The 24,651-nt window shown below is 71.7% G+C and carries 18 protein-coding genes; 9 read left to right on the forward strand and 9 right to left on the reverse strand.

Annotated features, from left to right (window positions below; genetic code table 11):
* Positions 1–16: 16 nt before the first annotated feature.
* Together BJ982_RS12915 and BJ982_RS12920 are read left to right on the forward strand one after the other, a co-directional pair.
* Positions 17–778: a MoaF C-terminal domain-containing protein gene (locus tag BJ982_RS12915; RefSeq protein ID WP_184879878.1), complete on the forward strand. Its 762-nt coding sequence runs from the start codon at positions 17–19 to the stop codon at positions 776–778.
* On the forward strand, positions 778–2,289 hold the full coding sequence (locus tag BJ982_RS12920; RefSeq protein ID WP_221482306.1) for a GMC family oxidoreductase: 1,512 nt from the start codon (positions 778–780) through the stop codon (positions 2,287–2,289). Before BJ982_RS12915 ends, BJ982_RS12920 begins: the two co-directional genes overlap by 1 nt.
* Here the strand turns inward: BJ982_RS12920 and BJ982_RS12925 are convergent.
* Genes BJ982_RS12925 through BJ982_RS12945 form a run of 5 tightly spaced genes read right to left on the reverse strand, consistent with a single transcriptional unit; the run spans position 2,276 to position 9,526 of the window.
* Positions 2,276–3,523 carry a multidrug effflux MFS transporter gene (locus BJ982_RS12925; RefSeq protein ID WP_184879880.1) on the reverse strand — a complete coding sequence of 416 codons (1,248 nt, stop codon included), beginning with the start codon at positions 3,521–3,523 and terminating at the stop codon, positions 2,276–2,278. The genes BJ982_RS12920 and BJ982_RS12925 overlap by 14 nt on opposite strands.
* On the reverse strand, positions 3,520–5,751 hold the full coding sequence (locus BJ982_RS12930) for an ABC transporter ATP-binding protein (RefSeq protein WP_184879882.1): 2,232 nt from the start codon (positions 5,749–5,751) through the stop codon (positions 3,520–3,522). Before BJ982_RS12930 ends, BJ982_RS12925 begins: the two co-directional genes overlap by 4 nt.
* A gap of 56 nt (positions 5,752–5,807) precedes the next feature.
* Entirely contained in the window at positions 5,808–6,731 is a 924-nt protein-coding gene (locus BJ982_RS12935) for an ABC transporter permease (protein ID WP_184879884.1), read from the reverse strand.
* The gene (locus BJ982_RS12940) at positions 6,728–7,678 is read right to left on the reverse strand and encodes an ABC transporter permease (protein ID WP_184879886.1); all 951 of its coding nucleotides are present in this window, start codon (positions 7,676–7,678) and stop codon (positions 6,728–6,730) included. Before BJ982_RS12940 ends, BJ982_RS12935 begins: the two co-directional genes overlap by 4 nt.
* 39 nt (positions 7,679–7,717) lie before the next feature.
* Positions 7,718–9,526, reverse strand: a complete 1,809-nt coding sequence (locus BJ982_RS12945; protein WP_184879888.1) for a peptide ABC transporter substrate-binding protein — start codon at positions 9,524–9,526, stop codon at positions 7,718–7,720.
* 394 nt (positions 9,527–9,920) lie between these two features.
* On the opposite strand from BJ982_RS12945, the gene BJ982_RS12950 reads away from it, so the two are divergent.
* From BJ982_RS12950 to BJ982_RS12960, 3 genes are all read left to right on the forward strand, one after another.
* Complete coding sequence (locus tag BJ982_RS12950; protein WP_184879890.1) at positions 9,921–10,907, forward strand: methyltransferase family protein; 987 nt, start codon at positions 9,921–9,923, stop codon at positions 10,905–10,907.
* A gap of 124 nt (positions 10,908–11,031) precedes the next feature.
* Positions 11,032–12,063, forward strand: a complete 1,032-nt coding sequence (locus BJ982_RS12955) for an aldo/keto reductase (RefSeq protein WP_184879892.1) — start codon at positions 11,032–11,034, stop codon at positions 12,061–12,063.
* Positions 12,064–12,131: 68 nt separating this feature from the next.
* On the forward strand, positions 12,132–13,106 hold the full coding sequence (locus tag BJ982_RS12960) for an alpha/beta hydrolase (RefSeq protein WP_184879894.1): 975 nt from the start codon (positions 12,132–12,134) through the stop codon (positions 13,104–13,106).
* 88 nt (positions 13,107–13,194) lie between these two features.
* Here the strand turns inward: BJ982_RS12960 and BJ982_RS12965 are convergent, their stop codons facing one another.
* The 4 genes from BJ982_RS12965 to BJ982_RS12980 form a co-directional block, all read right to left on the reverse strand.
* Positions 13,195–13,530: a DUF2218 domain-containing protein gene (locus BJ982_RS12965; protein ID WP_184879896.1), complete on the reverse strand. Its 336-nt coding sequence runs from the start codon at positions 13,528–13,530 to the stop codon at positions 13,195–13,197.
* Between the two features lie 62 nt (positions 13,531–13,592).
* A complete protein-coding gene (locus BJ982_RS12970; RefSeq protein ID WP_184879898.1) occupies positions 13,593–14,498 on the reverse strand; it encodes an ABC transporter permease in 906 nt (301 codons plus the stop codon).
* Positions 14,495–15,439 (reverse strand): ABC transporter permease, encoded by a 945-nt coding sequence (locus BJ982_RS12975; protein ID WP_184879900.1) that lies wholly within the window; start codon positions 15,437–15,439, stop codon positions 14,495–14,497. The genes BJ982_RS12970 and BJ982_RS12975 overlap by 4 nt, the downstream gene beginning before the upstream one ends.
* Before the next feature lie 6 nt (positions 15,440–15,445).
* Positions 15,446–17,050 carry an ABC transporter substrate-binding protein gene (locus BJ982_RS12980; RefSeq protein WP_184879902.1) on the reverse strand — a complete coding sequence of 535 codons (1,605 nt, stop codon included), beginning with the start codon at positions 17,048–17,050 and terminating at the stop codon, positions 15,446–15,448.
* Positions 17,051–17,308: 258 nt separating this feature from the next.
* On the opposite strand from BJ982_RS12980, the gene BJ982_RS12985 reads away from it, so the two are divergent.
* The 4 genes from BJ982_RS12985 to BJ982_RS13000 are packed head-to-tail and all read left to right on the forward strand — an operon-like array spanning position 17,309 to position 24,651.
* Positions 17,309–19,282, forward strand: a complete 1,974-nt coding sequence (locus BJ982_RS12985) for a dipeptide ABC transporter ATP-binding protein (protein WP_184879904.1) — start codon at positions 17,309–17,311, stop codon at positions 19,280–19,282.
* A gap of 30 nt (positions 19,283–19,312) precedes the next feature.
* Positions 19,313–20,278 (forward strand): AraC family transcriptional regulator, encoded by a 966-nt coding sequence (locus BJ982_RS12990; protein WP_184879906.1) that lies wholly within the window; start codon positions 19,313–19,315, stop codon positions 20,276–20,278.
* 40 nt (positions 20,279–20,318) lie between these two features.
* A complete protein-coding gene (locus BJ982_RS12995; protein ID WP_184879908.1) occupies positions 20,319–22,907 on the forward strand; it encodes a N,N-dimethylformamidase beta subunit family domain-containing protein in 2,589 nt (862 codons plus the stop codon).
* Positions 22,900–24,651, forward strand: coding sequence for a CocE/NonD family hydrolase (locus BJ982_RS13000; protein WP_203959165.1), 1,752 nt, complete (start codon positions 22,900–22,902; stop codon positions 24,649–24,651). Before BJ982_RS12995 ends, BJ982_RS13000 begins: the two co-directional genes overlap by 8 nt.

Here is a 24,651-nt window from a genome sequence, read left to right on the forward strand (position 1 = left end):
GTCCCAGCCTTTCTCCGTGGACGCGGATCCAGGGGACGGGGTCACCGGCGACCTCGCCGGCAACCGCCTGCCGCGCACCGACCGGCTCGCCGGCCGCGAGCTGCGGATCGCCGAGGAAGCCTCAGACGACCTCGTGCTGCGGTTCAGGACCGGCGAAACCGTCGAGTGGCGGCGCGGCGCGCGGAGCGGCGAGGACTGGTACGAGGCCGTCGAGGTCCGGCTCGGCGTGTGGTTCCTCACCCTCCGCCGCGGGGACGAGCCGCGGCACGCCGACGTGCTCGTCGTGCGCGAGGACACCGGCAGGACGCTGCGCGTCGCCTCCGACGTCGCGCCCGAGCCGACGCCCGGGGAGCCGCGGGTGGGCCAGACCTTCACGCCGGGAACGCTCGCCGGCGTGGAGGTGTCCGGCGCCGAGCCGGCCCCGACCCGCGACCTCATCGGCTGGCGGGCCCAGTATCATTACGGCCCCGGCCTCCTGTACGAGCACGTGTACCTGAACAGCGAGCGGTACGCCTGGCAGTGCCTGGCCGGCGCGCAGCGCGGCCAGGGCGACGTGGACCTCGCCGCCACCTGGTCCCTCGGCGACGGCCTGTACGTCTTCACGTTCCGCGAGTTCCTCATCCCGGTCGCCACCACCTGGCTGTACGACCTCGACGCGATGCGCACCACCGGCACGTTCCTCGCCCTCGGCCCGGACGACACGGTGGCCTGCGGCGGAGGCGGGGCGTTCATCACCGAGCTCGGCCGGGTCGCCTATCCCGACGAGCAACCGGTGTGATGACCATGACAGAGACGCCGCGTGCCGCCGATGTGGTCGTCGTCGGCGCGGGGACCGCGGGCTGCGTCGCCGCCCGGCGGCTGCTCGACGCCGGCGCCACGGTCCTGCTGGTCGAGGCCGGGCCGGACGGCACGGACAACCAGGCCATCTCCGACCCCGCGCGCATGCACGAACTGTGGGACTCCGACGTCGACTGGGGATACCGCACCGTCCCCCAGGCGCACGCGCACAACCGCCGGCTGCACCTGCCCCGCGGGCGGGTGGTGTCGGGGTCGCACGCGCTCAACGCGATGATCTGGGTGCGCGGCCACCGGGCCGACTACGACACCTGGGCGTATCTCGGCAACCCCCGGTGGTCGTGGGCCGACGTCGAACCGGTGTTCCGGCGCGTCGAGGCCGAGCACGGCGGCCTGCTGGCCGTGCTGCGCGACTACGAGCCCGACCCGGTGCAGCGCGCGATCGTCGAGGCCGCGGTGCAGGCCGGCGTGCCGTTCGACGACGACTACAACGACGGGTCGCCCGACGGCGTGTCGTTCATGCGGTTCACCATCCGCGACGGGCGGCGGCTGACGACGGCCGGCGCCTACCTCGGGCCGGTGCGCGACCACCCGCGCCTGCGCGTGCTGACCGGAGCGCACGTGCGGCGGCTGCTGTTCGAGGGCACGCGCTGCACCGGCGTCGAGTACGTGCGGGACGGGGCCGCCGGGCGCGTCCGGGCGGACCAGCACGTCGTGGTCGCCGCCGGCGCGATCGGCTCGCCCGCGCTGCTCCAGCGGTCCGGCGTCGGCGATCCCCTGACGCTGCGCCCCCTGGGCATCGACGTGGTGGCGGCGCTGCCGGGCGTGGGCCGCAACCTCCAGGACCACTGGCTCGTGCCGGTCATCTTCGGCACCGCCCGCCCGCCCGGCGTCCCCCGCGGCCTGCCCACCACGCAGAGCCACCTGTTCGCGCGCAGCCGGCCCGAGCTGCCCGTCCCGGACCTGCAACCCCTCCATTTCGGGGCGCCGCTGTACGCGGACTGGATGTCCGGTCCCGCCGACGGCGTCTCGCTGATGGCCGGCCTGGTCCGCCCCGCGAGCCGCGGCCGGGTCACCATCGCCGGCGCCGACCCCGGCCTCGCGCCGCTGATCGACCCGCGGGTGCTGTCGTCGCGCGCCGACCTGGACGCGCTGGCCGCGGCGGTGGAGCTGTGCCGGGAGATCGGCGCGCGGCCGGCGCTGCGCGCCGAGTGGGGCGCCACCGAGCTGTACCCGGGCACGCTCGGCGCCACCCGCGAGCTGCTGGACGACTACATCCGCGAGACCGTGGTCACCTACCACCACCAGTCCGGCACGTGCGCGATGGGCGGGCACGAGGAGGCCGTCGTGGACGAGGAGCTGGCCGTGCACGGCGTCGAGGCGCTGCGCGTCGCCGATGCCTCGGTCATGCCGACCGTGACGACGGGCAACACCAACGCCCCGACCGCGATGATCGCCGAGCGGGCCGCCGAGTTCCTGGTCAAGCGGCTGTAGCGTCCCGCGCCGGAGCCTCGGGTCCGGCCTCGCGGCGGCCCGGGATCGCGATGAACCGGTAGGCCGCCCAGGCCATGGACCGGGAGATCGCTATCCCGCACGTCATGGCGACCGCGCTCGCGCCGCCGAGCGAGGCGGCCGGCGCGAGCAGGGCTCCCAGCAGGAAGCCGCTGCTGCCGAGCAGCGCCGCGGCCGTCCCCGCGTTGGCGGAGTGGCGGACGAGCGCGAGCGCCGTCGCGTTCGGCGAGGCCAGCCCGCCGGTCGCGACGGTCAGGAACAGGGCGGGCAGGAACACCGCCAGCGGCGCGTGCAGCAGCGCGGCGACCAGGCAGAACACCCCCGTGCCCGCGGCGATCAGCGCCCCGCCGACCAGCAGTGGTTCCGGCCGCAGGCGGCGCAGCAGCAGCGCGTTCGCGTACCCGCTCAGCATCAGGCCGACCGAGTTGACGCCGAAGATGAACGAGAACGCCTGCGGGCTCACGCCGTAGCCGCCTTCGAGCACGAACGCGCTGACCGAGATGTAGATGAACAGCGCGGCCCCGCCGACGCTCGACCCGAGCGCGCAGCCGACGAAGACCCGGTCGCGGACCACCGAGGTGAAGCCCTCGCGGACGCGCCGCAGCCCGCCGACGTGCCGCAGCTCCGGCCGTAGCGTCTCGGGCAGCGCGGTCACCGCGACCAGCAGCAGCACCGAGATCGCGCCGAGCGTGACGAAGATGCCGCGCCAGTCCGTCACGTACAGCAGTTGCCCGCCCAGCACCGGCGCCACGATGGGCGCGATGCCGCCGACGAGCATCAGCAGGGACAGGATGCGCGCCATCCGCTGCCCCTCGTACATGTCGCGGACCATCGCGCCGACGATCACCGTGCCGGCCGACCCGGCCAGCCCTTGCAGCAGGCGCAGGACGTTCAGCGCGGCCATCGAGGGGGCCACGGCGCACAGCAGCGACACGACCGCGTACATCGCCACGCCGACGAACAGCGGACGCTTGCGCCCGATCCGGTCGCTGAGCGGGCCGATGAAGAGCTGGCCGGTCGCCAGGCCGATCAGGCACATGGAGATGCTCCACTGCGCCGCGCTGTCGGAGGCGTGGAGCTGCCGGGCCAGGTCGGGCAGCGCGGGCAGGTACAGGTCGATCGACAGCGGGCCGAACGTCGACAGCGCGCCCATGACGAGGAGCAGGCGGCGGGTGGGCCGCGCCGGAACGGAACCGGCGGAATGGATCTCGCTCACGCAGGCGTGTGCTCTCCCGCGGCCGGGGCGCCCGCCCCGGAGACCGGCGCCGCCAGGGGGAAGTGGCACGCGACGTGGTGCGTGCGCCCGCCGGGCGGCGCGGGTGGATCGGCGTCGGCCGCCACGGGGGTGAGCGGCGGCTCCAGCGTCGCGCAGACGTCCTGCGCGACCGGGCATCGCGTCCGGAACCGGCAGCCGCTCGGCGGGTCCGTGGGCGAGGGCGGCTCGCCGGGCGCGCCGAGCCGGCGCTTGGCCCGCTCGACGGCGGGGTCGGCGACCGGGATCGTGTCGAGCAGCGCCCGCGTGTAGTGGTGCCGCGGCGTCGTGTACACCTCCTCGGCGGGGCCGACCTCCACGACCTTGCCGAGGTACATCACCGCGATCACGTCGGACAGGTAGCGCACGACGGCCAGGTCGTGGCTGATGAACAGGTACGTCAGCTCGCGCTCGCGCTGCAGGGCGCGCATCAGGTTCAGCACCTGCGCCTGGATCGACACGTCCAGCGCCGAGACCGGCTCGTCGGCGACGATCAGGGCGGGTTGCAGGGCCAGCGCGCGGGCCAGGCCGATGCGCTGCCGCTGCCCGCCGGAGAACTCGTGCGGGTACCGCTCGGCGGCCCGCCGGGGGAGTCCGACCGCGTCGAGCAGCTCGTCGACGCGGCGGTCCCGGTCGCGGCCGGTGCCGACCCGCTGGATCTCCAGCGGTTCGCGCAGGATCGCCCGCACCCGCATCCTCGGGTCGAGGGAGCCGTAGGAGTCCTGGAACATGAGCTGGATGTGGCGGCGCTCCAGCCGCCCGTCCTTGCCGCGCATCCGGTCGATCCGCCGGCCGCGGAAGAGGATCTCGCCGCTGGTCGGCCGTTCGAGGCCGACGACCAGCCGTCCGAGGGTGGTCTTGCCGCACCCGGACTCGCCGGCCAGGCCCAGGGTCATGCCGCGCTCGACGCGCAGGCTCACCCCGGCCACGGCGCTGACCTCGCCGATCTTGCGTTTGAGTATCGCCCCGCCGGTGACGGGGAAGTCGCGCACGACCTGCCTGATCTCCAGCAGCGGCGTGCCGTCGTCAGGGATCGGCGTGGTCGGGGCCACCCAGGAGTGGTCGGAGACCCGCGCGGCGCCGCCGTTCCCGGTGACCGGGGCGCCGGGCTCCGCTCCCGGGAGGGCCTCGGCCGCCGGGGCGGGCGGGAGGTTCTCCGTGGGCGGGCCGGACTCCTCCCGGGGGTGGAAGCACGCGTACTCGTGGGCGAGGCCGTCCAGGCGTACCGTCGGCGGGTCCTGTTCGCGGCACGCGGCGGTCGCGAAGCGGCAGCGCGGGGCGAACCGGCACCCCGGCGACGCCTCGGTCAGGTCCGGCGGCAGGCCGGGGATCGTGTACAGCTGGTGGCTCCGCCCGGCGGCGCGCTCCGGCAGGGCTTCGAGCAGCGCCTCGGTGTAGCGGTGGCGGGGCGCGGCGAACAGCGCCTCGGTGGCGGCCAGTTCCACGACCCGGCCCGCGTACATCACCGCGACCCGGTCGGTGTGCCCGGCGATCACGCCGAGGTCGTGCGTCACGAGGATCACGGCCATGCCGAGGTCCTCGCGCAGCCGGTCGATGAGCTCCAGGATCTGCTTCTGGATGGTCACGTCGAGCGCGGTGGTCGGCTCGTCGGCGATGAGGAGCTTCGGACGGCAGATGAGCGCCATCGCGATCATCACGCGCTGCTGCTGCCCGCCGGAGAGCTGGTGGGGGTAGTCGTCGTAGCGCCGCGCCGGGTTGGGGATGCCGACCGAGGCGAACGTCTCGACCACGCGCTCGCGGGCCTCACGCTTGGAGGCGCCGGTGTGCAGCAGCAGCGCCTCGGCCACCTGGACGCCGACCGGCACCACCGGGTTCAGCGAGATCGTGGGGTTCTGCGAGATCAGGCCGATCTCGGCGCCCCGGATCCCGCGCAGCTCCGGCTCCGGCAGCCCCACCAGGTCCACGCCGCCGAAGAGGATCCGCCCGCCGGTGATCCGCCCGCCCGGCGGCAGCAGCCGCTCGATCGACATCGCGGTCATGGTCTTGCCGCTGCCGGACTCGCCGACCAGGCCGAGCGTCTCCCCGGCGGACAGTGTCAGGTCGACCTGGTCCACGGCGCGGACGACGGCGTGCTTGAGCCTGATCTCGGTGGACAGCCCGCGCAGTTCCAGCAACGGCGCCGCGCCGGTCGCGGCCCCAGCGGCGGACGTCGATGCCGTTCCCGTTGCCATGTGCGTGCCGTCCCTCTCAGAAGTCCCCGTGGGCGCGGGTGTCGCCGGCGGTCCGCTCATCGGCGCCGCAGCCTTACCTCGACGGCGTCCCGCACGCCGTCCCCGATGAAGTTCACCGCCACGACGACGAAGATGATCGCCAGTCCGGGCGGGTAGATCAGCCACCAGTCGTTGGTGTAGATGAAGTTCACGCCGTTGTTGAGCATGCCGCCCCAGTCGGTGGCGGGCGGTGAGATGCCGAGGCCCAGGAAGCCGAGGTAGGCGACCACGAGGATCGCGTCGGCCACCTGGAAGGTCGCGTTGACGATCACGGTGCCGGCGACGTTGGGCATGATGTGCCGCAGCACCGCGCGCCAGGACGTGCCGCCCATGACCCGCACGGCCTGGACGTACTCGCGCACCCGCAGCGACAGCGATTCCCCGCGCACCAGGCGTGAGGTGATCAGCCACGCGGTCAGCCCGAAGACGAAGATCATCATCCCCATGCTGGGCTTGACGATCGTGACCAGCACCAGCAGCAGGAACAGCGCCGGGATGGCGAGCAGCGCGTCGACGACGCGCATCATCACCGTGTCGACCAGCCCGCCGAAGAACCCGGCGACCGCGCCCCACAGGGTGCCGATGACGGTCGAGATGGCCGCCGCCGCGAACCCGATCGTCAGCGAGACCTGGCCGCCGGCCATCAGCCGTCCGAGCTGGTCGTACCCGGCCTGGTCGGTGCCGAGCGGGTGCCCCGGCGTGCCGGGCGCCAGGTTGACGGACGCGAGGTCGGTGTTGATCTGGTTGGTCCGGTAGACCAGCGGCCCCAGGAAGCAGAACAGCAGCGCCGCCACCAGGATCACCAGGCCCGCCACCGCGAGCCGGTTCTCCAGGAACGCCTCCAGGCCGAGACGCCACATGCTCTTGGGCCTGCCGCCGGGCAGCTCCTCCGCCGCGGTGACGGCGCGCGGCGTCACTTCACTGTCGTCGTGGACGCTCATCCGGCCAACCGCACCCTCGGGTCGAGTACCGCGTAACAGATGTCGGCGACGAGGTTGCCGGCGACGGTGGCGACCGCCGTCACCAGGACGACGGCGAGCTCGATCGGATAGTCCGACGCCTGCGCCGCCTGCCAGAACAGCAGCCCCATGCCGGGGAAGTTGAACAGCGACTCGGCGATCAGCGCGCCGGCGAACAGCGCCGGCAGCGAGAGGCCGAGCAGCGTCACGATCGGGATGATCGCGTTGCGGAGCACGTGGCGGGTCATCACGCGAAGGCCGGAACAGCCTTTCGCCTGCGCCGTGCGCACGTACTCCTGGCCGATGTTGTCCAGCACCGACGACCTCATGTACCGCGCCCCGATGGCGATGCCCGACAGCGACAGCACGATGATCGGCAGGATCATCGAGCGGAAGTCGGCGAACAGCCCGGCGACGCTGTCGGTCTGCGGGGCCTGCGGCGGGAAGATCTCCAGTTGCTGGGAGAACAGGGAGATGAGCACGATGCCGAGGAAGAACGACGGGGCGGCGTAGAAGACGAACGCCGCCCACGTCGCCGCGTAGTCGAACGTCCTGCCCCGCCGCACGGCCTGGTAGATGCCGACCGGCACCGAGATCGCCACCGTGAGGGCCAGGGCCAGGAGGTTGAGCACCAGCGTCTTCGGCAGCCGGTCGGCGATCAGGGCGCCGACCGACTGGTTGAGCTTGTAGGAGAAGCCGAAGTCGCCGGTGGCCCAGTTGCGGAGCATGCGGAAGTACTGCACCATCGCCGGGGCGTCGAGCCCGTTGGCCTTGTTGAACTCGCGGATCTGCTCCGCCGTCGCCTTCGCCCCGATGATCGCCCGCGCGGGCCCGCCGGGCAGTTGGTGGAGCAGGACGAAGACGACGACGGTGACCACCAGGACCACGAAGACCGCCTGGCCGATCCGCCGCACGAGGTAGCCGAGCATTGACTTCCTTCTACTCGTGGGGGCAGGACGCGACGCCGGTCACTCGAAGTACCAGTCCTCGGGGCTGAGGAAGCTGTACGGGTTGGACGGCAGGTACCCCTTCAGGCCCTTGGCGTAGGCGGTCACGCCCGCGCCGAACGGCGTCCAGATGCCGGGCAGCTTCTTGGAGGCGGCGGCCGCGTAGTCGAGCATGGCCTGGTCGCCGGTCTCCTCGTGGGTGGCCTTGATCAGCTTGTCGAGCTCGGGGTCGCCGAAGCTGCCGAAGTTCGCGCCGGCTCCGCTCCCGAAGATCATCTCGCCGCCGGGGTAGTACACGTAGTACCAGCCGCCCGCAGACATCGCCCATGTGCACGAGGGTCCCGAGCAGGGCACGACCGTGCCCGAGAGGACGTTGCCGGGCATGGGGTGCAGCGAGATGTCGATCCCGGCCTTGCCGGCGTTCGACTTCAGCGCCTGGGCGTAGGTGTCCTGCGACACCTGGCCGGCGAAGTACAGGAACTCGAAGCTCAGCTTCTGCCCCTGCTTGACGCCCTCACCGCACTCGCCCGCCCCGGTGCCGGGCTTCGCGCAGGTCGAGGCGCCGCCGGGGACCACGGTCCAGCCGTTGTCGGACAGGTACTTCTTCGCCGCCTCGATGTCGAACGGGTAGGCGTAGTTCTTCTGCGCGTCCGGCACCCACTTGCTGTCCGGGTACAGGGGCACCGGCCCGGTCGTCTCCACGCCGTAGCCCTTGTAGATGGCCTTCAGCAGCGCCTTCTGGTCGACGGTGGAGGCGAGGGCCTGGCGGAAGTACTGCTGCTTGAAGACGGGGCCGAGCGTCGGGTTGTTGTAGTTGAGCACCAGGAAGCTGATGCCGTACCCGGGGAAGCCCGGGACCATGTCGTAGGAGTTCTTGATCGGGTTGGACCCCGGCTGCAGCGGGTCGCCCCCTTCGGGCTTGTCGCCCGGCAGCGCGTTGGCCGGGATGTAGCCCACGTCGAGGGTCTGCCCGGCGCGCAGCACGTTGTACTCGGCCGAGTCGCTGGTGAACGGCACGTAGACGAACTGCTTGATCTTCGGCTTGTCCGGGCCGGAGTACTTGTCGTTCGGCACCAGCGTCACGTTGCCCGTGGTGTCGAAGCTCTTCAGCCGCCAGGGCCCGTTCACCACCTGCCACAGCGGGTTGGTGGCGTACGACGGCAGGTCCTTCGCCTGCGCCAGCAGGTGGTCGTACACCGGCGGGCAGCCGTCCTCGGAGGTCGAGCACGTGCCCTTCTTCCCGGGGCCGGTGACGTTCCACGCCTCGGGGAACGGGAAGATCTGGCTGAGCTGGGCGAAGGTGTACCAGTCGGTGTTGTACGCCTTGTCCAGCGTGAGCACGACGGTCTTCTCGTCGGTGGCCTTGGCCGCGGCGATGTTGTCGGGGATGTAGCCGGGCACGTAGATGCCGAGCTTGCTCTTCTGGGACTTGGCCATGTTGATCCAGAAGAGGACGTTCTGCGCGCTGAGCGGCGTGCCGTCCGACCAGTTGTACGGCTTGAGCTTGATCGTCACGGTCTTGCGGTCCGCGCTGTACTGCGGCAGCTCGGCGATGCTCTTGTCGGGGTTGATGACCGTCTTGCCGTCCTTGCCGAACCAGTACAGCGGCCGGAACATCAGTTCCTGGAACGGCAGGTTCACCGGCGTCAGGTGCGCCGGGTCGGGGAACGGCCAGATCCAGTTCGGCGGGGAGCCGGGCGGCAGGGCGTACTTGACGACTCCCGCCTTTGCGCCGGGCGCCTTCGCGGCACCGCCGCCGCCGCCATTCGAATTAGAGGTGCTGCACGCGGTCGCGACTATCATCAGGAGTGCGGCCGACGCGATGAGCATTCGTCGATGGAGCTTTATTCGATTCACTGAGAGCCCCTTTCCCTGCTACGCCGGGGAAGAGGGCGGGACACCGCCCAACCCGTGTCAGCGGCCCCATGTGGGGGGTTCCCAGAAGGTATCGCGGATCGTATACGACATCAATAGACGGTATTTCATGTGTCACTCGCGACGGCCGAGATGTCATTAACGGCGGAATATGCTGGATATCGGCCGATGGTCCGTGGAATTACGGGCGCGTGCGTCTTCCGGCCGGGCTCAGTGACACATTAGGTGACGCCGATGCCTTGACCGGACGGCAAACTGTATATCAAATGGTATACGATTTTTGAGAGCTCTCCGCGTGGCGGCGACCCGCTCGCGGGCCGCTCACCGCGATTCCGCCGAGGAGTCCCCGATGTCCCCCACCAGGACGACGCCCGTCCCTGATCCGAGCCCCATCGTCTCCGTCGCCACCGGCTTCATGGCGGCCAAACAGCTCTTCGCCGCCGGAGAGGTCGGCCTCTTCGCCGCCCTGGCCGACGGCCCGCTGACCGCGGCCGAGCTCGCCGGCCGCGCCGGGATACCGGAGCGGTCCGCCCGGATCCTCGCCGACGCCATGACCGGCCTCGGCCTGCTCGCCTTCGAGGACGGCCGGTACCGGAACGAGGCCGCGGCCGACGCCTACCTGGCGGGCGGGAAGGACACCCTGGACCTGCGGGCCTTCCTGGCGTTCTGGGACGCCATCAGCTACCCGCACTGGCGCTCCTACACGAACTCCGTGCGCGCCGCGGCCCCCTCGCCGTTCGACCCGGCCCTCTCCGTGAGCCCGGAGCTGTTCCACAACGGGGTGGGCGCCTACAACGCGCTGCACGCGCTCATGCTGGCCGAGCACTACGATTTCGGCGCGCACACGCGGATCGCCGACCTCGCCGGGCTGTCGGTGGAGTTCGTGGTCCAGGCGGCGGCCCGCAACCCGCGGCTGCGCGCGACGTTCGTGACACCGGAGGCCACGGATCCGGACAGCGTGGACGAGCGCTACCGCGACCGGGTCGAGCTGCGCACCGCCGACCCGCGCACCGAGCCGGTCGAGGGCACCTACGACCTGGTGCTGCTGGAGCACGTCGCCCACCGCTTCGACGCCGACGGCAACCGCGCCTTCCTGCGCCGCGCCCGCGAGATCGTCGAGCCCGGCGGCAGGCTCCTGCTCGTCGACTTCTTCCTCGACGCCTCCGACGGCCGCGGCATCGATCCGCTGCTGGCCGGCGAGTACCTGGTCGTGGACGGAACGGTCGTCTACCCCGAGGACGTGGCGCGCGGCTGGCTGGCCGAGACCGGCTGGCGATGGCTGGAGACGCGCCCGCTCCCGGGCAGCCCGCGCGTCCTGATCGCGGAAGCGATCTGACCGGCGGGCACGACGCCGGGGCCGGCGCGTCCGCGCAGACGGCCGGCCTCGGCCCCCGACCAGGCCACGAGGCGGCGATGGACGCCCCGGCCCGAGCAGAGATCTGAGCAGAGAGAGGCTCGACATGGCATCCGACACGCCCAAGGTGTTCACCCGCCCGCTCGGGGGCGACGGCTTCCGGGTCCCCGCGCTCACCGTGGGGTCCTGGCACACGTGGGACCGCACGCCGTTCGAGGAGACCGTCGACGTCATCAGGACCGCGGCGGACGCCGGGGCGGCCTACTTCGACGTCGGCGTCTACCGCGCCGATCTCGGCGACGTCGGCTCGCACACCGACGTCATCTTCGGCAGGGCCGTCCAGGCCGCCGGGGTCGCGCGGGACGACTACGTCCTGCAGGTGAAGAGCTGGGTGGAGCGCAGCGGCACCGCGGACGACATCGTCGCGCAGTTCGACCGGGCCGTGTTCCGCGTCGGCACCGACCACGCGGAGATCGTGGTCTTCGGCGACCTGGTGGGCGAGCACGTGCCGTACGAGGTGATCGCCGAGGGTGCGGCGGCGCTCGTGGAGAGCGGCCGGGTGCGCCACTGGGCCGTGAACAACTGGTCGGTCACCGAGATCAGGGCGGTCGCGGCGGCGGCGGAGCGGACCGGTCTGGTCCCGCCGGCGTTCGCGCAGCTCAAGTACAACGTGGTGCGCCGCTCGATCGCCGAGGGGGAGCCGTTCCGCGGTGTCATCGCCGACCTCGGGCTGAAGGTTCAGGCGTCCGACGCGCTGGAGGGCGGCTTCCTGCTCGGCAACCCCCGGCGGCGTCCCACGGGCAACGACCCGGGCGGCATCCACGGCCTCGTCGAGGAGGCCAGGCCGCGGCTGCGGGCGCTGGCAGAGGAGCTGGGGGGCACGCTGGCGCAGCTCGCCCTGGCGTACGTGCTCACCAACGAGGACCTGTGCTCGGTCCTCATCGGCGCGCGCACCACCGAGCAGATCACCGACGATCTCGGCGCGTTCGACCTGCTGGCGCGGGCCGGCGCGGACCGGCTGCGCGAGTCGCTGGCCCCGTACTGGCTCGACAAGGGCAGAGTGGACCCGGAGAGTTCCTGGTCGTCCGTGCCGGACGACGACCCGGCGAAGTACGCGCTCATCCTGCCGGACGCGTAGCGCTGATCGTCTTCCCGCGCCGCCGCCTATCCCATACGATTTCAGATATTCACGCGAAAGGGGCGCCGATGACGACGCGAGTTCCCTATGACCCCGAGCTGGTGGGCGGGCTGGAGATGTTCCGGCAGGCGCTGGAGTTCGAGCCGCTGGTCCCGGAGACGATCCTGTCCTACCGGGCGCGCTTCGCGGCCGGGCAGCCTCCCATCGAGGACATGATCGGAGACCGCCCGATCACCGCCGAGGACCGTGTCGTCCCCGGCCCACCGGGCGAGCCGGACATCACCGTCACCATCGTGCGCCCCGAGAACCCGCGACCTGACGCACCAGGAATGTACGCCATCCACGGCGGCGGCATGATCCTCGGCAGCCGCTTCGGCGCGCTCGGGTCCGTCCTGGACTGGGTCGCCGAGCACGGCGTCGTCGGGGTCTCCGCCGAATACCGGCTCGCCCCCGAACACCCCGACCCTGCGCCCGTCGAGGACTGCTACGCCGGGCTCGTCTGGATGGCCAAGAACGCGGCCGAGCTGGGCGTCGACCCCGAGCGCATCCTGGTCACGGGGGCGAGCGCGGGCGGCGGCCTCAGCGCCGGCGTCGCCCTGCTCGCCCGGGACCGCGGCGGCCCCGCGCTGGCCGGGCAGGCCCTGATCACCCCCATGCTGGACGACCGCAACGACACGGTCTCCAGCCGGCAGTACGACGGGGTCGGCATCTGGGACCGCAGCTTCAACTACACGGGCTGGAACGCGCTGCTCGGCGCCGACCGGCGCGGCGGCCCCGACGTGTCCCCGTACGCCTCCCCGGCGCGGGCCACGGACCTGTCCGGGCTGGCGCCCGCGTTCATCGAGGTCGGCGCGGCCGAGGTGTTCCGCGACGAGGCGGTGGAGTACGCCTCCAGGATCTGGGCCGCCGGGGGCCAGGCCGAGCTGCACGTCTGGGCCGGCGGCTTCCACGGCTTCAACGGCATCGTGCCCGAGGCGCAGGTGTCGCGGGCCGCCAACGCCGCCCAGGCGGCCTGGATCCGCCGCACCCTGCGGCTGAGCTGACCCGGCCTCCCTCCACACGGAACCGGCCGCGCGCCCCTCGGGGGGTCGCGCGGCCGGTTCCTTCGTGTGGGAGGGCTGCGGTGCGCCGTCAGGCGGTCGGCGCCGCGCCCTGCTCGGTGCCGGGGGTGCCGTCGGCGCGGACCCAGCGGACGACGAGCTCGTCCTTGGCGCCGAAGCGGACCAGATGCCGTCCCACGACGTCCTCCAGCCCGGCCATCCCGTCGGCGTCGCCGTCCAGCCGCAGCTCAAGGGCCCCCTCGGCGCATGTCACCTCGGTGCGGCCCGCGCCGAGCACGATCCATCCCGAGTTCGACTCCTCCGACCACTCCCCGCCCTCGTGGCGGCCCAGGTGGTTCACCAGTTGCTTGCCGTACCGGCTCGGACGGTCGGTCTCGACCGTGGCCGTGCTCGTCGTGCGTGTCACTCCGTTTCACCTTTCTTGTGTCCCGTGGTCGCCGGCGGTCGCCCGCCCGCGGCCACGGGGAGTCAGCGGCCCCCGGCGCGGCCGCGCCGCCGCTGCTGGGCGAACAGCAGCTTCGCCCGTGGGTCGACGAACGTGCGCAGGCTCGCCCCCGCGATGTTCAGCAGGAAGACGAACAGGGCGATCGCCAACCCGGGGAAAAGCACCATCGTGGGATGTTCCTGAAGGTACACCCGTCCGTCCGAGACCATGTTGCCCCAGGTCGCCGTGGGCGGTGAGATGCCGAGACCGAGAAAGCTCAGCGACCCGTCGATCAGCATCGCCCCCGCCGACAGCAGCACGCACTGCACCACCGCCAGCGGCAGCGTGTTCGGCAGGATGTGCACGGCCAGCGTCTTCCACGGCCCCATCCCCGAGACCCGCGCCGCCTTGACGTACGCGCGGGTCGCGAGGCCCAGCACGCGGCTGCGGATGATCCGCGCCGTGTACGGGGTGAAGATGATCGTCACAGCGACCAGCTCACTGGTCATGCCCGGGCCGATGACGACGCCGAACACGATCGCCAGGATGATCGACGGGAACGCCATCCACGCGTCCACCACCCGCATGATCACGCGGCCGACACGGGTGAAGTAGCCCGCCACCAGGCCGATGAACGTGCCGATGGTCACCGCGCAGACGGTGATCAGCAGGGTCATCCCGATCGACACGCGCCCGGCGGACGCCCAGCGGCTGAACAGGTCGCGGCCGTACCGGTCGGTCCCCATCAGATGGTCCAGGGACGGCGGCAGCAACCGCTGCACCGGGTCGATGGCCTCCGGGTCCGGCAGGAAGAACGGCAGCACCACGACCAGCACGATGATCAGGCCGAGCAGCCCGCCGGACACCACCAGCGTCGGGTTGCGGCGCGCGAACGACGGCCGCCGCGCCCGCGCGGGCGCCGCGGCCGTCTCGCCGGCGAGTGCCGTCACGAGACACGCACCTTGGGGTCGACCAGGGAGTAGGCGAGGTCCACCAGCAGGTTCACCACCACGAAGAGGAACGCGATGAACATGACCCCGCCCTGGATGAGCGGGAAGTCACGCGCGTACACGGCCCCGAGCAGCATCGTGCCGAGCCCGGGGATGACGAAGATGCTCTCGATGACGACCACCCCGCCGATCAGCGAGGCGAAGTTCAGCCCGACGGCGGTCAGCACCGGCAGCATCGAGTTCGGCAGCACGTGCCGCAGCGCGATGCGCCGCTCGGTGACCCCCTTGGCCCGCGCGGTGCGCAGGTAGAGCTGGGTCAGCTCGCCGAGCACGCTCTCCTCCATGGTGATGGTGAAGAACGCCGTCTGCCCCACCACGAGCACCGCGACCGGCAGCACGAGCTGCGGGACCGAGGTCACCGGGTCGGTGAACAGCGGGGTGTAGCCGCTGGTGGGGAACCAGCCGAGCGCCAGCGCGAACGCGTAGACGGCCAGGAGCGCGAGCCAGAACTCCGGCAGCGCGAGGCCGAACTGCGCGACCCGGTTGACGCCCCGTGCCACCCAGCTGTGCGGCGACACGGTGACCCAGCTGATGACCAGCACGGTCAGCAGGAAGCTGATGACCGTGCTGGCGATCGCGAGGGTGAGCGTCGGTGCGATGTGGCCGGCGATCATGTCGAGCACCGGCGCCTGATACTTGATGGACGTGCCGAAGTCGCCGGTCAGCACGTTGCCGACCCAGTGGAAATACTGCTCATACAACGGCCCGGTCAGGCCCAGTTCCTCGTGCAGCCGGGCGAGCTGGTCCGGCGTGGCCTTCAGTCCCAGCAGAACCTGGGCCGGGTCGCCGGGGATCGACCGCAGCAGGAAGAACAGGAACGTGCCGACGACGGCCAGCACGACGACCAGGTCGCGGAGCCGGCGTAGGACGACGAGCAGCATGGGCGTCTACTTCCTCAGCCAGACATCGGTGAACTCCATCCCCCAACCGTCGTAACCCTGCACCTTCGGGTTGTACGCGACGTAGCCCTTCGCGGCGTACAGCGTGATGGTCGGCAGGTTGTCGGAGGTGAACTTCTGGATCGTGTCGATCGCCGTCCGCTGCTCCTCCGGCGTCTTCGCCCGGTTGTAGGCGTCCAGCAGCGGGTCGAGCTTGTCGCGAGGATATCCGGAATTGTCCAGGTTTTTCACGTTATCGGTGTACGCGGGCACCGGTGGGTTGGCATCGTCCATCAGGGCAAGAACGTCCCATCCGTTGGGCTCGTTGTTCTTCTTGCCGATCAAGGTCGCGAAGTCGTAGCTCTCGATGCTCGACTTGATGCCGATCTTCTTGAGGTCGTTCTGGATGACGATGAGCGCGTCCTTGAACTGCGGGAACTCATCGGTCGTGATCATGCGGACGGTCTGGCCCGGCTGCAGGCCGGCCTGGGCGAACAGCTGCTTCGCCTTCTCCGGGTCGTGCTGGTCCCACTTGGCCTTGCCCGCCTCGGAGTACATCGCCTTGTTGGTCGACGTGGCGAACGCGCCGTTGCTCGGCGACACCAGGTCGGGAACCCCCTGCGACGCCATGATCGCCTTCTTGTCGGTGACCAGGTTCAGGGCGTCACGCGCCTCCGCCTTGGAGAAGATCGAGCCGGAGTTGTGGTTGAGCGACACGAACTGGATCGTGCCACCGCCCTCGACCGCGACCTTCAGGTCCGGGTCCTGCTTGATCTGGTCGTACTGCGGGTTGGACGGCTCCGCGACGTCCAGGATGCCGGTCTTCAGCCCGTTCAGCACGGCGTCCTGGTCCGCGACGACCTTGTAGGTGATCGTGTCCAGGAACGCGCGCTTGGCGCCCGCGTACCCGCTGGAGGTGCCCGTCGGCGGCTTGTACTTGTCGTTGCGTTCCAGCACGATCTGCTCGCCCTGCGTCCAGGACTTGACCTTGTACGGGCCGGTGCCGATCGCCTTGTCGTTGGGGATGCCGGTGGGCCCCTTGGCGTCGATGTCCGCGGCGCGGCGGATGAACGAGCCATGGCTCGCGGCCATCAGCGCCACCAGGTCGAACGGCGACTTGAGCTTGACGAGGACGGTCGTGTCGTCCGGAGCGGTGATCTCCTTCAGCACCGGCTTCAGCGACGCCGCGTAGCTGCCGTCCTTCACCCAGTAGTTCAGCGAGGCCGCCGCGTCGGAGGCATTCAGCGGGGTCCCGTCGGAGAACTGCAGGCCCTTGCGCAGCACGAACGTGTAGCTGAGCCCGTCGTCGCCCTTCTTGTAGGACTCGGCGAGCACCGGCTGCGGCTGGTAGTTCGCGTCGACGGTCACCAGTTGCTCGAAGACCTCGTGGGCGACGTAGGTGGTGCCCACGTTGCCGTTCACCACCGAGTCCAGCGAGCCCGGATCCTGCGCCAGGCGCACGGTGATGTCGCCCCCCTTGACAGGGGCGCCGGCGTCCGCGCCGGCGGTGCTCTGGGCCGGCCCGTTCGCGCGGGAGGCACACGCCGACAGAACTAAACTCAGCAACGCGGCGGCGACGACGGCCTTCGGATGGCGGGACAGGTGGAGGTTCATCGTGGCTCCTCGCGCCTTTTTGTCGGCGAATTTGGCCGCTCAAGCTAGCCGCCGCGACAAGGCCCGGAGTAGGCGTCGACGACGGAAGTTCTGTCACTCACGCGAACTTCACCGGAGAGATCCTTGCCACTTCGCGCGGCCGCTTGACTGAGACTAAACGGTTGGTATGGATCCGGGGCAACCCCTTGTCCTGCGGAGATCCTTGACGGAGGATCGTCCGGCGGTGTGCCACGCCGGGCGCCTGAAGGGATGACGCACGTGTCACTACTGGAGATCGATCGCCTTTCGGTCGGAGTTCTCACCGGCGACGACGGAGTGAAGCTCGTCCACGAGCTCTCGCTGAGCCTTGAGGCGGGGCAGACGCTGTGCGTGGTCGGGGAGTCCGGCAGCGGCAAGACGGTGACGGCCCTGTCGATCATCCGGTTGCTGGAGTTCGTCGCGCCGGTCCGCACCACCGGCCAGGTCCGGCTCGACGACGTCGACCTCGTGGCGCTGACGCCCGAGCAGATGCGCTCCTTCCGGGGACGCCGCATCGGCATGGTCTTCCAGGAGGCGCTGGACTCGCTCAACCCCACCCGGCGCATCGGCGCCCAGCTCGTCGAGGCGTACCACCCCGGCGGGGCCGGCCATCGCGCCGACCTGCGGGAGCAGGCCCGCGCCCGGGCGTACGAACTGCTGGGCGAGATGGGCTTCGACGACCCCGAGCGGATCGCCGACCTCTACCCGCACCAGCTCTCCGGCGGCATGCAGCAGCGAGTCATGATCGCGATGGCGCTGATCTCCGGGCCCGACCTGCTGCTCGCCGACGAGCCGACCACGGCCCTCGACGTCACCACCCAGGCCGAGATCCTGCGCCTGTTCCGCAGCGTGCAGCGCGAACACCAGATGGCCTGCGTCTTCATCACCCACGACATGGGCGTCGCCGCCGAGATCGCCGACCGGATCGCGGTCATGTACGCCGGGCGGCTGGTCGAGGTCGGCCCGGCGGCGGAGGTGCTGCGCTCCCCGCGGCACCGGTACACCCGCGCGCTGGTCGAGTGCGTGCCGCGGATCGGCGTGCGCCGCCCGGACGGCCTGCCGACGATCACCGGCTCGGTGCCCGGCCCGGCCGAGGAGCTCCCCGGCTGCCGGTTCGCCCCGCGCTGCCGCCACTCGGTCGACGACTGCCGCACGGACGAGCCGCCGCTCGCCGCCGTGGACGGGGAAGGGCAGGTCGCCTGCTGGAACCCCGGAAGCGGACCGGTCCCGCTGCCGTTCCCCTCAGCCGCCGCCGACGCCCCTGCCGGCGTCGCCACCGCCGACGCTCCTGCCGGCGCCGCGAGCCCGGCGCCGGCGCGGGAAGGCGGGTCCGAGCCGCTGCTGGTCGTCGAGAACGTGCGCCGCACGTTCACCGCGCGCGGCCGGCGGCGTGGCGCCCTGCTCGGGTTCCGCCGCCGCGAGGAGCACGCCGCCGTCGACGGCGTCAGCCTGTCGATCAGGCCGGGCGAGTTCTTCGGGCTGGTCGGCGAGTCCGGCAGCGGCAAGACCACGCTCGGGCAGCTCGTCGCCGCGCTCGACGACCCCGACGAGGGCGTCATCACCGTCGCGGGCCGCCGGCACACCACGCGCGGCCTGGAGGGCGACGTGCGCGCGTTCCGCCGCGACGTCCAGCTCATCTTCCAGGACCCGCAGAGCTCGCTCGACCCCAGGCACACCGTGGGCCGGATCATCGCCGAGCCGCTGCGCGAGCTGACCGACCTGCGCGGGCCCGCGCTGCGGCGGCGCGTGGAGCAGTTGCTGGAGGAGGTCGGGCTGCCCGCCTCGATCATCGACAGGATCCCGGCGCAGATCTCCGGCGGGCAGCGGCAGCGCGTCGCCATCGCCCGCGCGATCGCCCCGGAGCCGAAGCTGATCGTCGCCGACGAGCCGACCTCGGCGCTGGACGTCTCGGTTCAGGGGCAGGTGATGAACCTGCTGCTGGACCTGCGCCGCGAACGCGACCTCGCCTACCTGTTCATCACCCACAACCTGAGCCTGGTCCTGTCGATCGCCGACCGCGTCGGCGTCATGAAGAACGGCAGGCTCATCGAGGTCGCGCCGCCCGAGACCATCACCGCGGCCCCGGGGCACGAGTACACGCGCACCCTGCTGGCCGCCAACCCCGGACTCGACCCGGACGCCGCGCCCGCGTCCGCCTCCCCGCCGGGCGCCGCCGGGCCGGGGGAGCGGGAGCCGTCCGTTTCGCGTGAGTGACAGACGCCGTACCGCTGGAGGAGCACCACCATGCATCCCGAGCGCGCGTTCCTGCCGACGCACCGCTTCGACGACCCCCTGATCGCGTCCGGACCGCCCGGATTCGCGATCGGATCGTTCGCCGAGCTCGCCCCCTGGTCGTACGCGTCGTTCCCGCACCGCCACGAGTTCTACGAGATGGTCTGCGTCACCAGCGGCTCCGGCACCCAGGTCATCGACTTCGTGCCGTACGAGCTGAACCCGGTGACGCTGTACTTCGTGGCGCCGGGGCAGGTGCAGTTCTGGGAGCGCCGCACGCCGATCGAGGGGTTCGTCGTCGTCTTCCTGGAAGACTTCCTGGCCGCCCAGTACGGCGACCGGGTCTCGCCCCGGCAGTCGCTCACGCTGGACCCGCTCGGCATCGGGCGGGCCCTGCACCTCGACGACGACCAGGTCGAGCCCATCATGGCGCTGTTCACCGCGTTGTACCGCGAATACCGGCGGCCCGGCGGCGCGGACGTCTCGGTGCTCCAGTCGTACCTGCACATCCTGCTGGTGGAGATGCGGCGGCTGCACAGCGACGCCAACACCAGCATGGTCGAGGACCGCAGCACCGCGCTGGCCCGGCGCTACCTGCGGCTGGTCAGCGACGAGCTGCTCAACGAGCAGACCGTGCGCGGGTACGCCGACCGCATCGGCATCACGCCCAAGCACCTGGCGGACGTGGTGCGGCGCACGACCGGCAAGACACCGGCCGAGATCATACGCACGGCCCTGACCGTCGAGGCCAAGCGGCTGCTCACGCACACCGACCTCACCATCGCGCAGGTCTCCCAGCGGCTCTCCTTCGACAACCCCTCCTACTTCGGGCGGTTCTTCAAGCGCGAGGTCGGCATGAGCCCGGGGGAGTTCCGGCGCCGCGGCATGGCGGGCCCGGGGCCCGCGCAGAACGCGGCACACACGCCGGTCCGGCGGCGCGGCGAGCGTCTGCCTTCAGTGACAAAGCTGCCGACCTGAGTCGCTCCCCGCACCACGGCCGACTGCCTAACTTCACGATATGGAGTCCTCTACCGCGAAGATCCAGGCCCGGTTCGACGAGCGCCGCGCCGGACTGCTCCGTTCTCTCATCACCGAAGACCTGATCAAGGACTGGACGCGCGACCCCGACGCCGAGCATCGCGAGCCGCTCTCCTGGGTGCTACGGTTCCTCGGCCGAAGGCCACCGGCGGAACGCGTCACCGTCTACGAGTCCGTCCCCGGCCGGGAGTGGTGCCTGGCCCGGCAGCCCGCGCGCCGCGGCGACCGCTACCGGCTCGCCGACCGGCGCCGCTTCACGGTCCTCGCCGAGGCACGCGAGGCGTGCCTACGCCGCGAGCTGCACGCGGTGTTCGGATGGGGGGAGCCGCCCACGGACGCGGTCGACGGCCCGGAGCTGACCTTGGACGACCCGGCCCTGCTCGGGTACGCCGACCGGATCAGCGCCGCGCCGGGCGACCCCATCGCGTTCATGGTCAGCGCGGAGGGCGTCGAGGAGTACACCACCGAGCTGGTGCGGCTGCGGCACGTCGACGACAACCCCGCCGGCCCCGGCGTCCGCGTCGAGACCGTCCCGGACGTGTGGCAGGGCCGCCATCGCGGCCGGGCGCAGACCACCAGGCTCGGCTCGCACATCGCCGTCCCCGACCCGGACGGCGTCACCGCGGGCGGCGAAGGGTTCGCCGTCGTCGCCTCCGTCTACCCGACCTGCGTCACCGGCGGCAGGCAGACGATCGTGGCCCGCTGGAGCGACGGCGACGGCCCGCGCGGCTACGCCCTCGGCCTGGACGAGGCCGGACGGCTGACGCTGTGGCTCGGCGACGGCGCCCGCGAGACCGCGACGCGGATCGAGACCCCCCTCGGACTCCACCTCTGGCACGGCGTGGGCGCGAGCCACGATCCGGCGACCGGCGCGGTCGTGCTCGTCACGCGCCCGCTCGTCAACAGCGTCAACAGCCGGCTCAGCCCGGCGGTCGTGGACGACCGCCCCCAGGTGGCCGAGCGGCACGCCGACGCCGCCTTCGCGCCCGCCAGCGGCGGCGAGCTGCTGTTCGCGGCGCTCACCCCGGACGCGGCGCACTACAACGGCAAGATCGAGAGCCCCGGGCTGTGGTCGCGCCCGCTCGACAGGGAGGCGCTGGTCGCCGCGGTGTCCGGCGAGCCGGACGCCCCGCTGCGCTGGTGGTTCGGCCCGCAGGACGGCGCCAGGACCGCCGCCTCGCTCACCGTGCCCTGCGCCGGCCGTCCCGAACTGGACGGGCGGCTGGTCAACATGCCGGTGCGCGGCGTGACCGGGCGGCACTACACCGGCGAGGCCGACCACTACGCCCACGACCCGCGCGGCTACGGCGCGATCCACTTCCACGACGACGAGCTCGCCGACAGTGGCTGGGAGCCCGGCCACGAGCTCACCGTCCCCGACGGCCTGCCGAGCGGCGTGTACGCGCTGCGGGTGGCCGCCGCCGACGGCTCCTGCGAGCGCGCGATCCCGTTCGTGGTCCGCCCCCCGCGGGGCACCGCGACCGGTGACATCGCGCTGATGCTGCCCACCTGCACCTATCTCGCCTACGCCAACGAGCGCGGCCTCGGCTACGTGCCGGTCGTCCCGCAGGGCACCGCCTTCCTCGAACAGCGCTACGACCTCGGCCACTCGATGTACGCCCGGCACACCGACGGCAGCGGGGTGTGCCACTCGTCCGCGCGGCGGCCGATCCTCACGCTCGCGCCGGGCTTCAGCATCCACCTGTCGCCGTTCATGCTGGCCAGCGACCTGTACATCGTCGACTGGCTCACCGAGATGGGCTACGCGTTCGACGTGATCACCGACCACGACCTGCACGCGGAGGGCGCCGAGCTGCTCGGCCGCTACCGCGGGGTGATCAGCGGCTCGCACCCGGAGTACGCGTCGGCGCGGATGCTCGACGCCATCGAGACCTACGTCGACGGCGGCGGCAACTTCGCCTACATCGGCGGCAACGGCTACTACTGGGTGGTCTCCTTCCACCCCGAGCTGCCGCACGTCATGGAGCTGCGCCGCGGCCTGACCGGCACCCGGAGCTGGCAGGTCCGCCCCGGCGAGGAGCACCACGCCACCACCGGCGAGCGCGGCGGCCTGTGGGCCGGCCGCAACCGCCCGCCGCAGAAGCTGTTCGGCGTCGGGTTCAGCGCGCAGGGCGGCAGCCCCGGCGGACGCTACCGCGCCGGCCCCGACCACGACGGCGACCTGGCGGCCACGCTGCTGGACGGCGTGCCGGAGGTCTTCGCCGACGCCGGGCTCATCGACGGCGGCGCCGTGGGCAACGAGATCGACCGCTACGACCTCGCGCTCGGCAGCCCGCCCGACGCGATCGTCCTCGCCACCTCCGAAGGGCTCGGCGACAGCTACCAGTTCGTGATCGAGGAGCTGGGAGGCACCAACCCGGGGGAGGGGGCGACGGAGAACCCGCGCGTCCGCTCCGACATGGTCTACTTCCGCACCCGCGGCGGCGGCTCGGTCTTCTCCACCGGCTCGATCTCCTACAGCAGCGGGCTGTCGGCGAACGGCTACGACAACGGGCTGTCGCGGGTCACCCGCAACGTCATCGACCACTGGCTGGCCGCCGATGTCTGAGTCGATCACCATCGACCGCATGCTCGCGGTCCCCATGCGCGACGGCGTGATCCTGCGCGCCGACGTGTACCGCCCGACCGGGCAGCGGTGCCCCGCCCTCGTCTTCCGCACCCCCTACGACCGCACCGGCCTCGGCATGTACGGCACGTTCGCGTTGCGCGCGGCCTCGGCCGGGTACGCCGTCGTCATGCAGGACGTCCGGGGGCGCGGCGCGTCCGGCGGCGAGTTCGTCCCGTTCGTCAACGAACGCGAGGACGGCTACGACTCGATCGACTGGATCGCCGCGCAGCCCTGGTGCGACGGCAACGTCGGGATGTTCGGCGGCTCCTACGACGGCGTCACCCAGTGGCAGGCCGCGATGTCGGGACACCCGGCGCTCAAGGCCATCGCGCCGAACGTCACCGCGTCGAGCTACCACCACGGCTGGGTCTACCGGGGCGGGGCCTTCCAGCTCAGCTTCAGCCTGGGCTGGACGCTGTCCCTCGCCGCCCACAACGCCGCCCGCGACCCGTCCGTCCCCGCCGAGATCCGCGCCGCGCTGGTCGACGCCGCGGACCGGCTGCCCGACACGGCGAACGTCCTCCCCCTCGACGACCACCCGTACCTGGACACCATCGCCCCGTACTACCGGGAATGGCTGCGCCACCCGGGCTACGACGAGTTCTGGGAACGCCTCGACGTCTCCCGCGCCTACCCCGAGCTCAACGTCGCCGCGTTCAACATGGGCGGCTGGTACGACACCTTCCTCGGCGGCACGCTCGCCAACTTCGCCGGCATGCGCGCGCACGGGCCGGCCGCCGTACGCGACCGGCAGCGGCTGCTGATCGGCCCGTGGCCGCACGCCGGCCTCTTCAGCGGCAACCCGGTCGGCGAGTGGAACTTCGGCGGCCGGGCGACCGGCCCGGCCATCGACGCCGACGGCATGCAGCTCCGCTGGTTCGACACCTGGCTGCGCGACGGCGACGACGGCATCGCCGGCGAACCTCCCGTCCTGCTGTTCACCATGGGCGCCGACGAATGGCGGGTGGCCGACTCCTGGCCGCTGCCCGGCACCGAATACCAGGACTGGCACCTGCACAGCGGCGGCCGGGCCAACACGCTGCACGGCGACGGCGAACTGCGCCGCGAGCGGCCGACGTTCGGCCAGCCCCCGGACAGCTTCGTCTACAACCCGCGCAACCCCGTCCCCACCCTTGGCGGCGCCCTGTGCTGCAACCCCGTCTACACCCGGGGCGGCGTGTACGACCAGCGTCCCATCGAGGCCCGCACCGACATCCTCGTCTACACCTCCGAGCCGCTGACCGAACCCCTCGACGTCACCGGCCCGGTCACGGTCGTGCTGCACGCCGCCAGCACGGCGACCGACACCGACTGGACCGCCAAGCTCGTCGACGTCGGCCCCGGCGGCTACGCGCGCAACCTCGTCGACGGCATCATCCGGGCACGCTACCGCGACTCGACCAGCGAGCCGCGGCTGCTCACCCCCGGCGAGGTCGTCGAGTACCGGATCGACCTCGGCTCCACCAGCAACGTGTTCCAGCCCGGGCACCGCATCCGGCTGGAGGTGTCGAGCAGCAACTTCCCCCACTTCGACCGCAACCCCAACACCGGCGGGCTCCCCGGCACGTCCGCCGACATGACCAGCGCCCTGCAGAGCGTCCACCACGCCGGCCCGTACCTGTCCCGGCTCGTCCTGCCGGTCGTCGCGCCCGAGTCGGCGCGCCCCTATCGAAAGGAGTACTGA

This window comes from Sphaerisporangium siamense (genome assembly GCF_014205275.1).
Classification (GTDB): domain Bacteria; phylum Actinomycetota; class Actinomycetes; order Streptosporangiales; family Streptosporangiaceae; genus Sphaerisporangium; species Sphaerisporangium siamense.

Coding starts and splice junctions, on each gene's coding strand:
- BJ982_RS12920 (WP_221482306.1), top strand. CDS start 778: ATGACCATGACAGAGACGCCGCGTGCCGCCGATGTGGTCGTCGTCGGC.
- BJ982_RS12930 (WP_184879882.1), bottom strand. CDS start 5,751: ATGGCAACGGGAACGGCATCGACGTCCGCCGCTGGGGCCGCGACCGGC.
- BJ982_RS12935 (WP_184879884.1), bottom strand. CDS start 6,731: ATGAGCGTCCACGACGACAGTGAAGTGACGCCGCGCGCCGTCACCGCG.
- BJ982_RS12940 (WP_184879886.1), bottom strand. CDS start 7,678: ATGCTCGGCTACCTCGTGCGGCGGATCGGCCAGGCGGTCTTCGTGGTC.
- BJ982_RS12945 (WP_184879888.1), bottom strand. CDS start 9,526: ATGCTCATCGCGTCGGCCGCACTCCTGATGATAGTCGCGACCGCGTGC.
- BJ982_RS12950 (WP_184879890.1), top strand. CDS start 9,921: ATGTCCCCCACCAGGACGACGCCCGTCCCTGATCCGAGCCCCATCGTC.
- BJ982_RS12955 (WP_184879892.1), top strand. CDS start 11,032: ATGGCATCCGACACGCCCAAGGTGTTCACCCGCCCGCTCGGGGGCGAC.
- BJ982_RS12960 (WP_184879894.1), top strand. CDS start 12,132: ATGACGACGCGAGTTCCCTATGACCCCGAGCTGGTGGGCGGGCTGGAG.
- BJ982_RS12975 (WP_184879900.1), bottom strand. CDS start 15,439: ATGCTGCTCGTCGTCCTACGCCGGCTCCGCGACCTGGTCGTCGTGCTG.
- BJ982_RS12980 (WP_184879902.1), bottom strand. CDS start 17,050: ATGAACCTCCACCTGTCCCGCCATCCGAAGGCCGTCGTCGCCGCCGCG.
- BJ982_RS12990 (WP_184879906.1), top strand. CDS start 19,313: ATGCATCCCGAGCGCGCGTTCCTGCCGACGCACCGCTTCGACGACCCC.
- BJ982_RS12995 (WP_184879908.1), top strand. CDS start 20,319: ATGGAGTCCTCTACCGCGAAGATCCAGGCCCGGTTCGACGAGCGCCGC.
- BJ982_RS13000 (WP_203959165.1), top strand. CDS start 22,900: ATGTCTGAGTCGATCACCATCGACCGCATGCTCGCGGTCCCCATGCGC.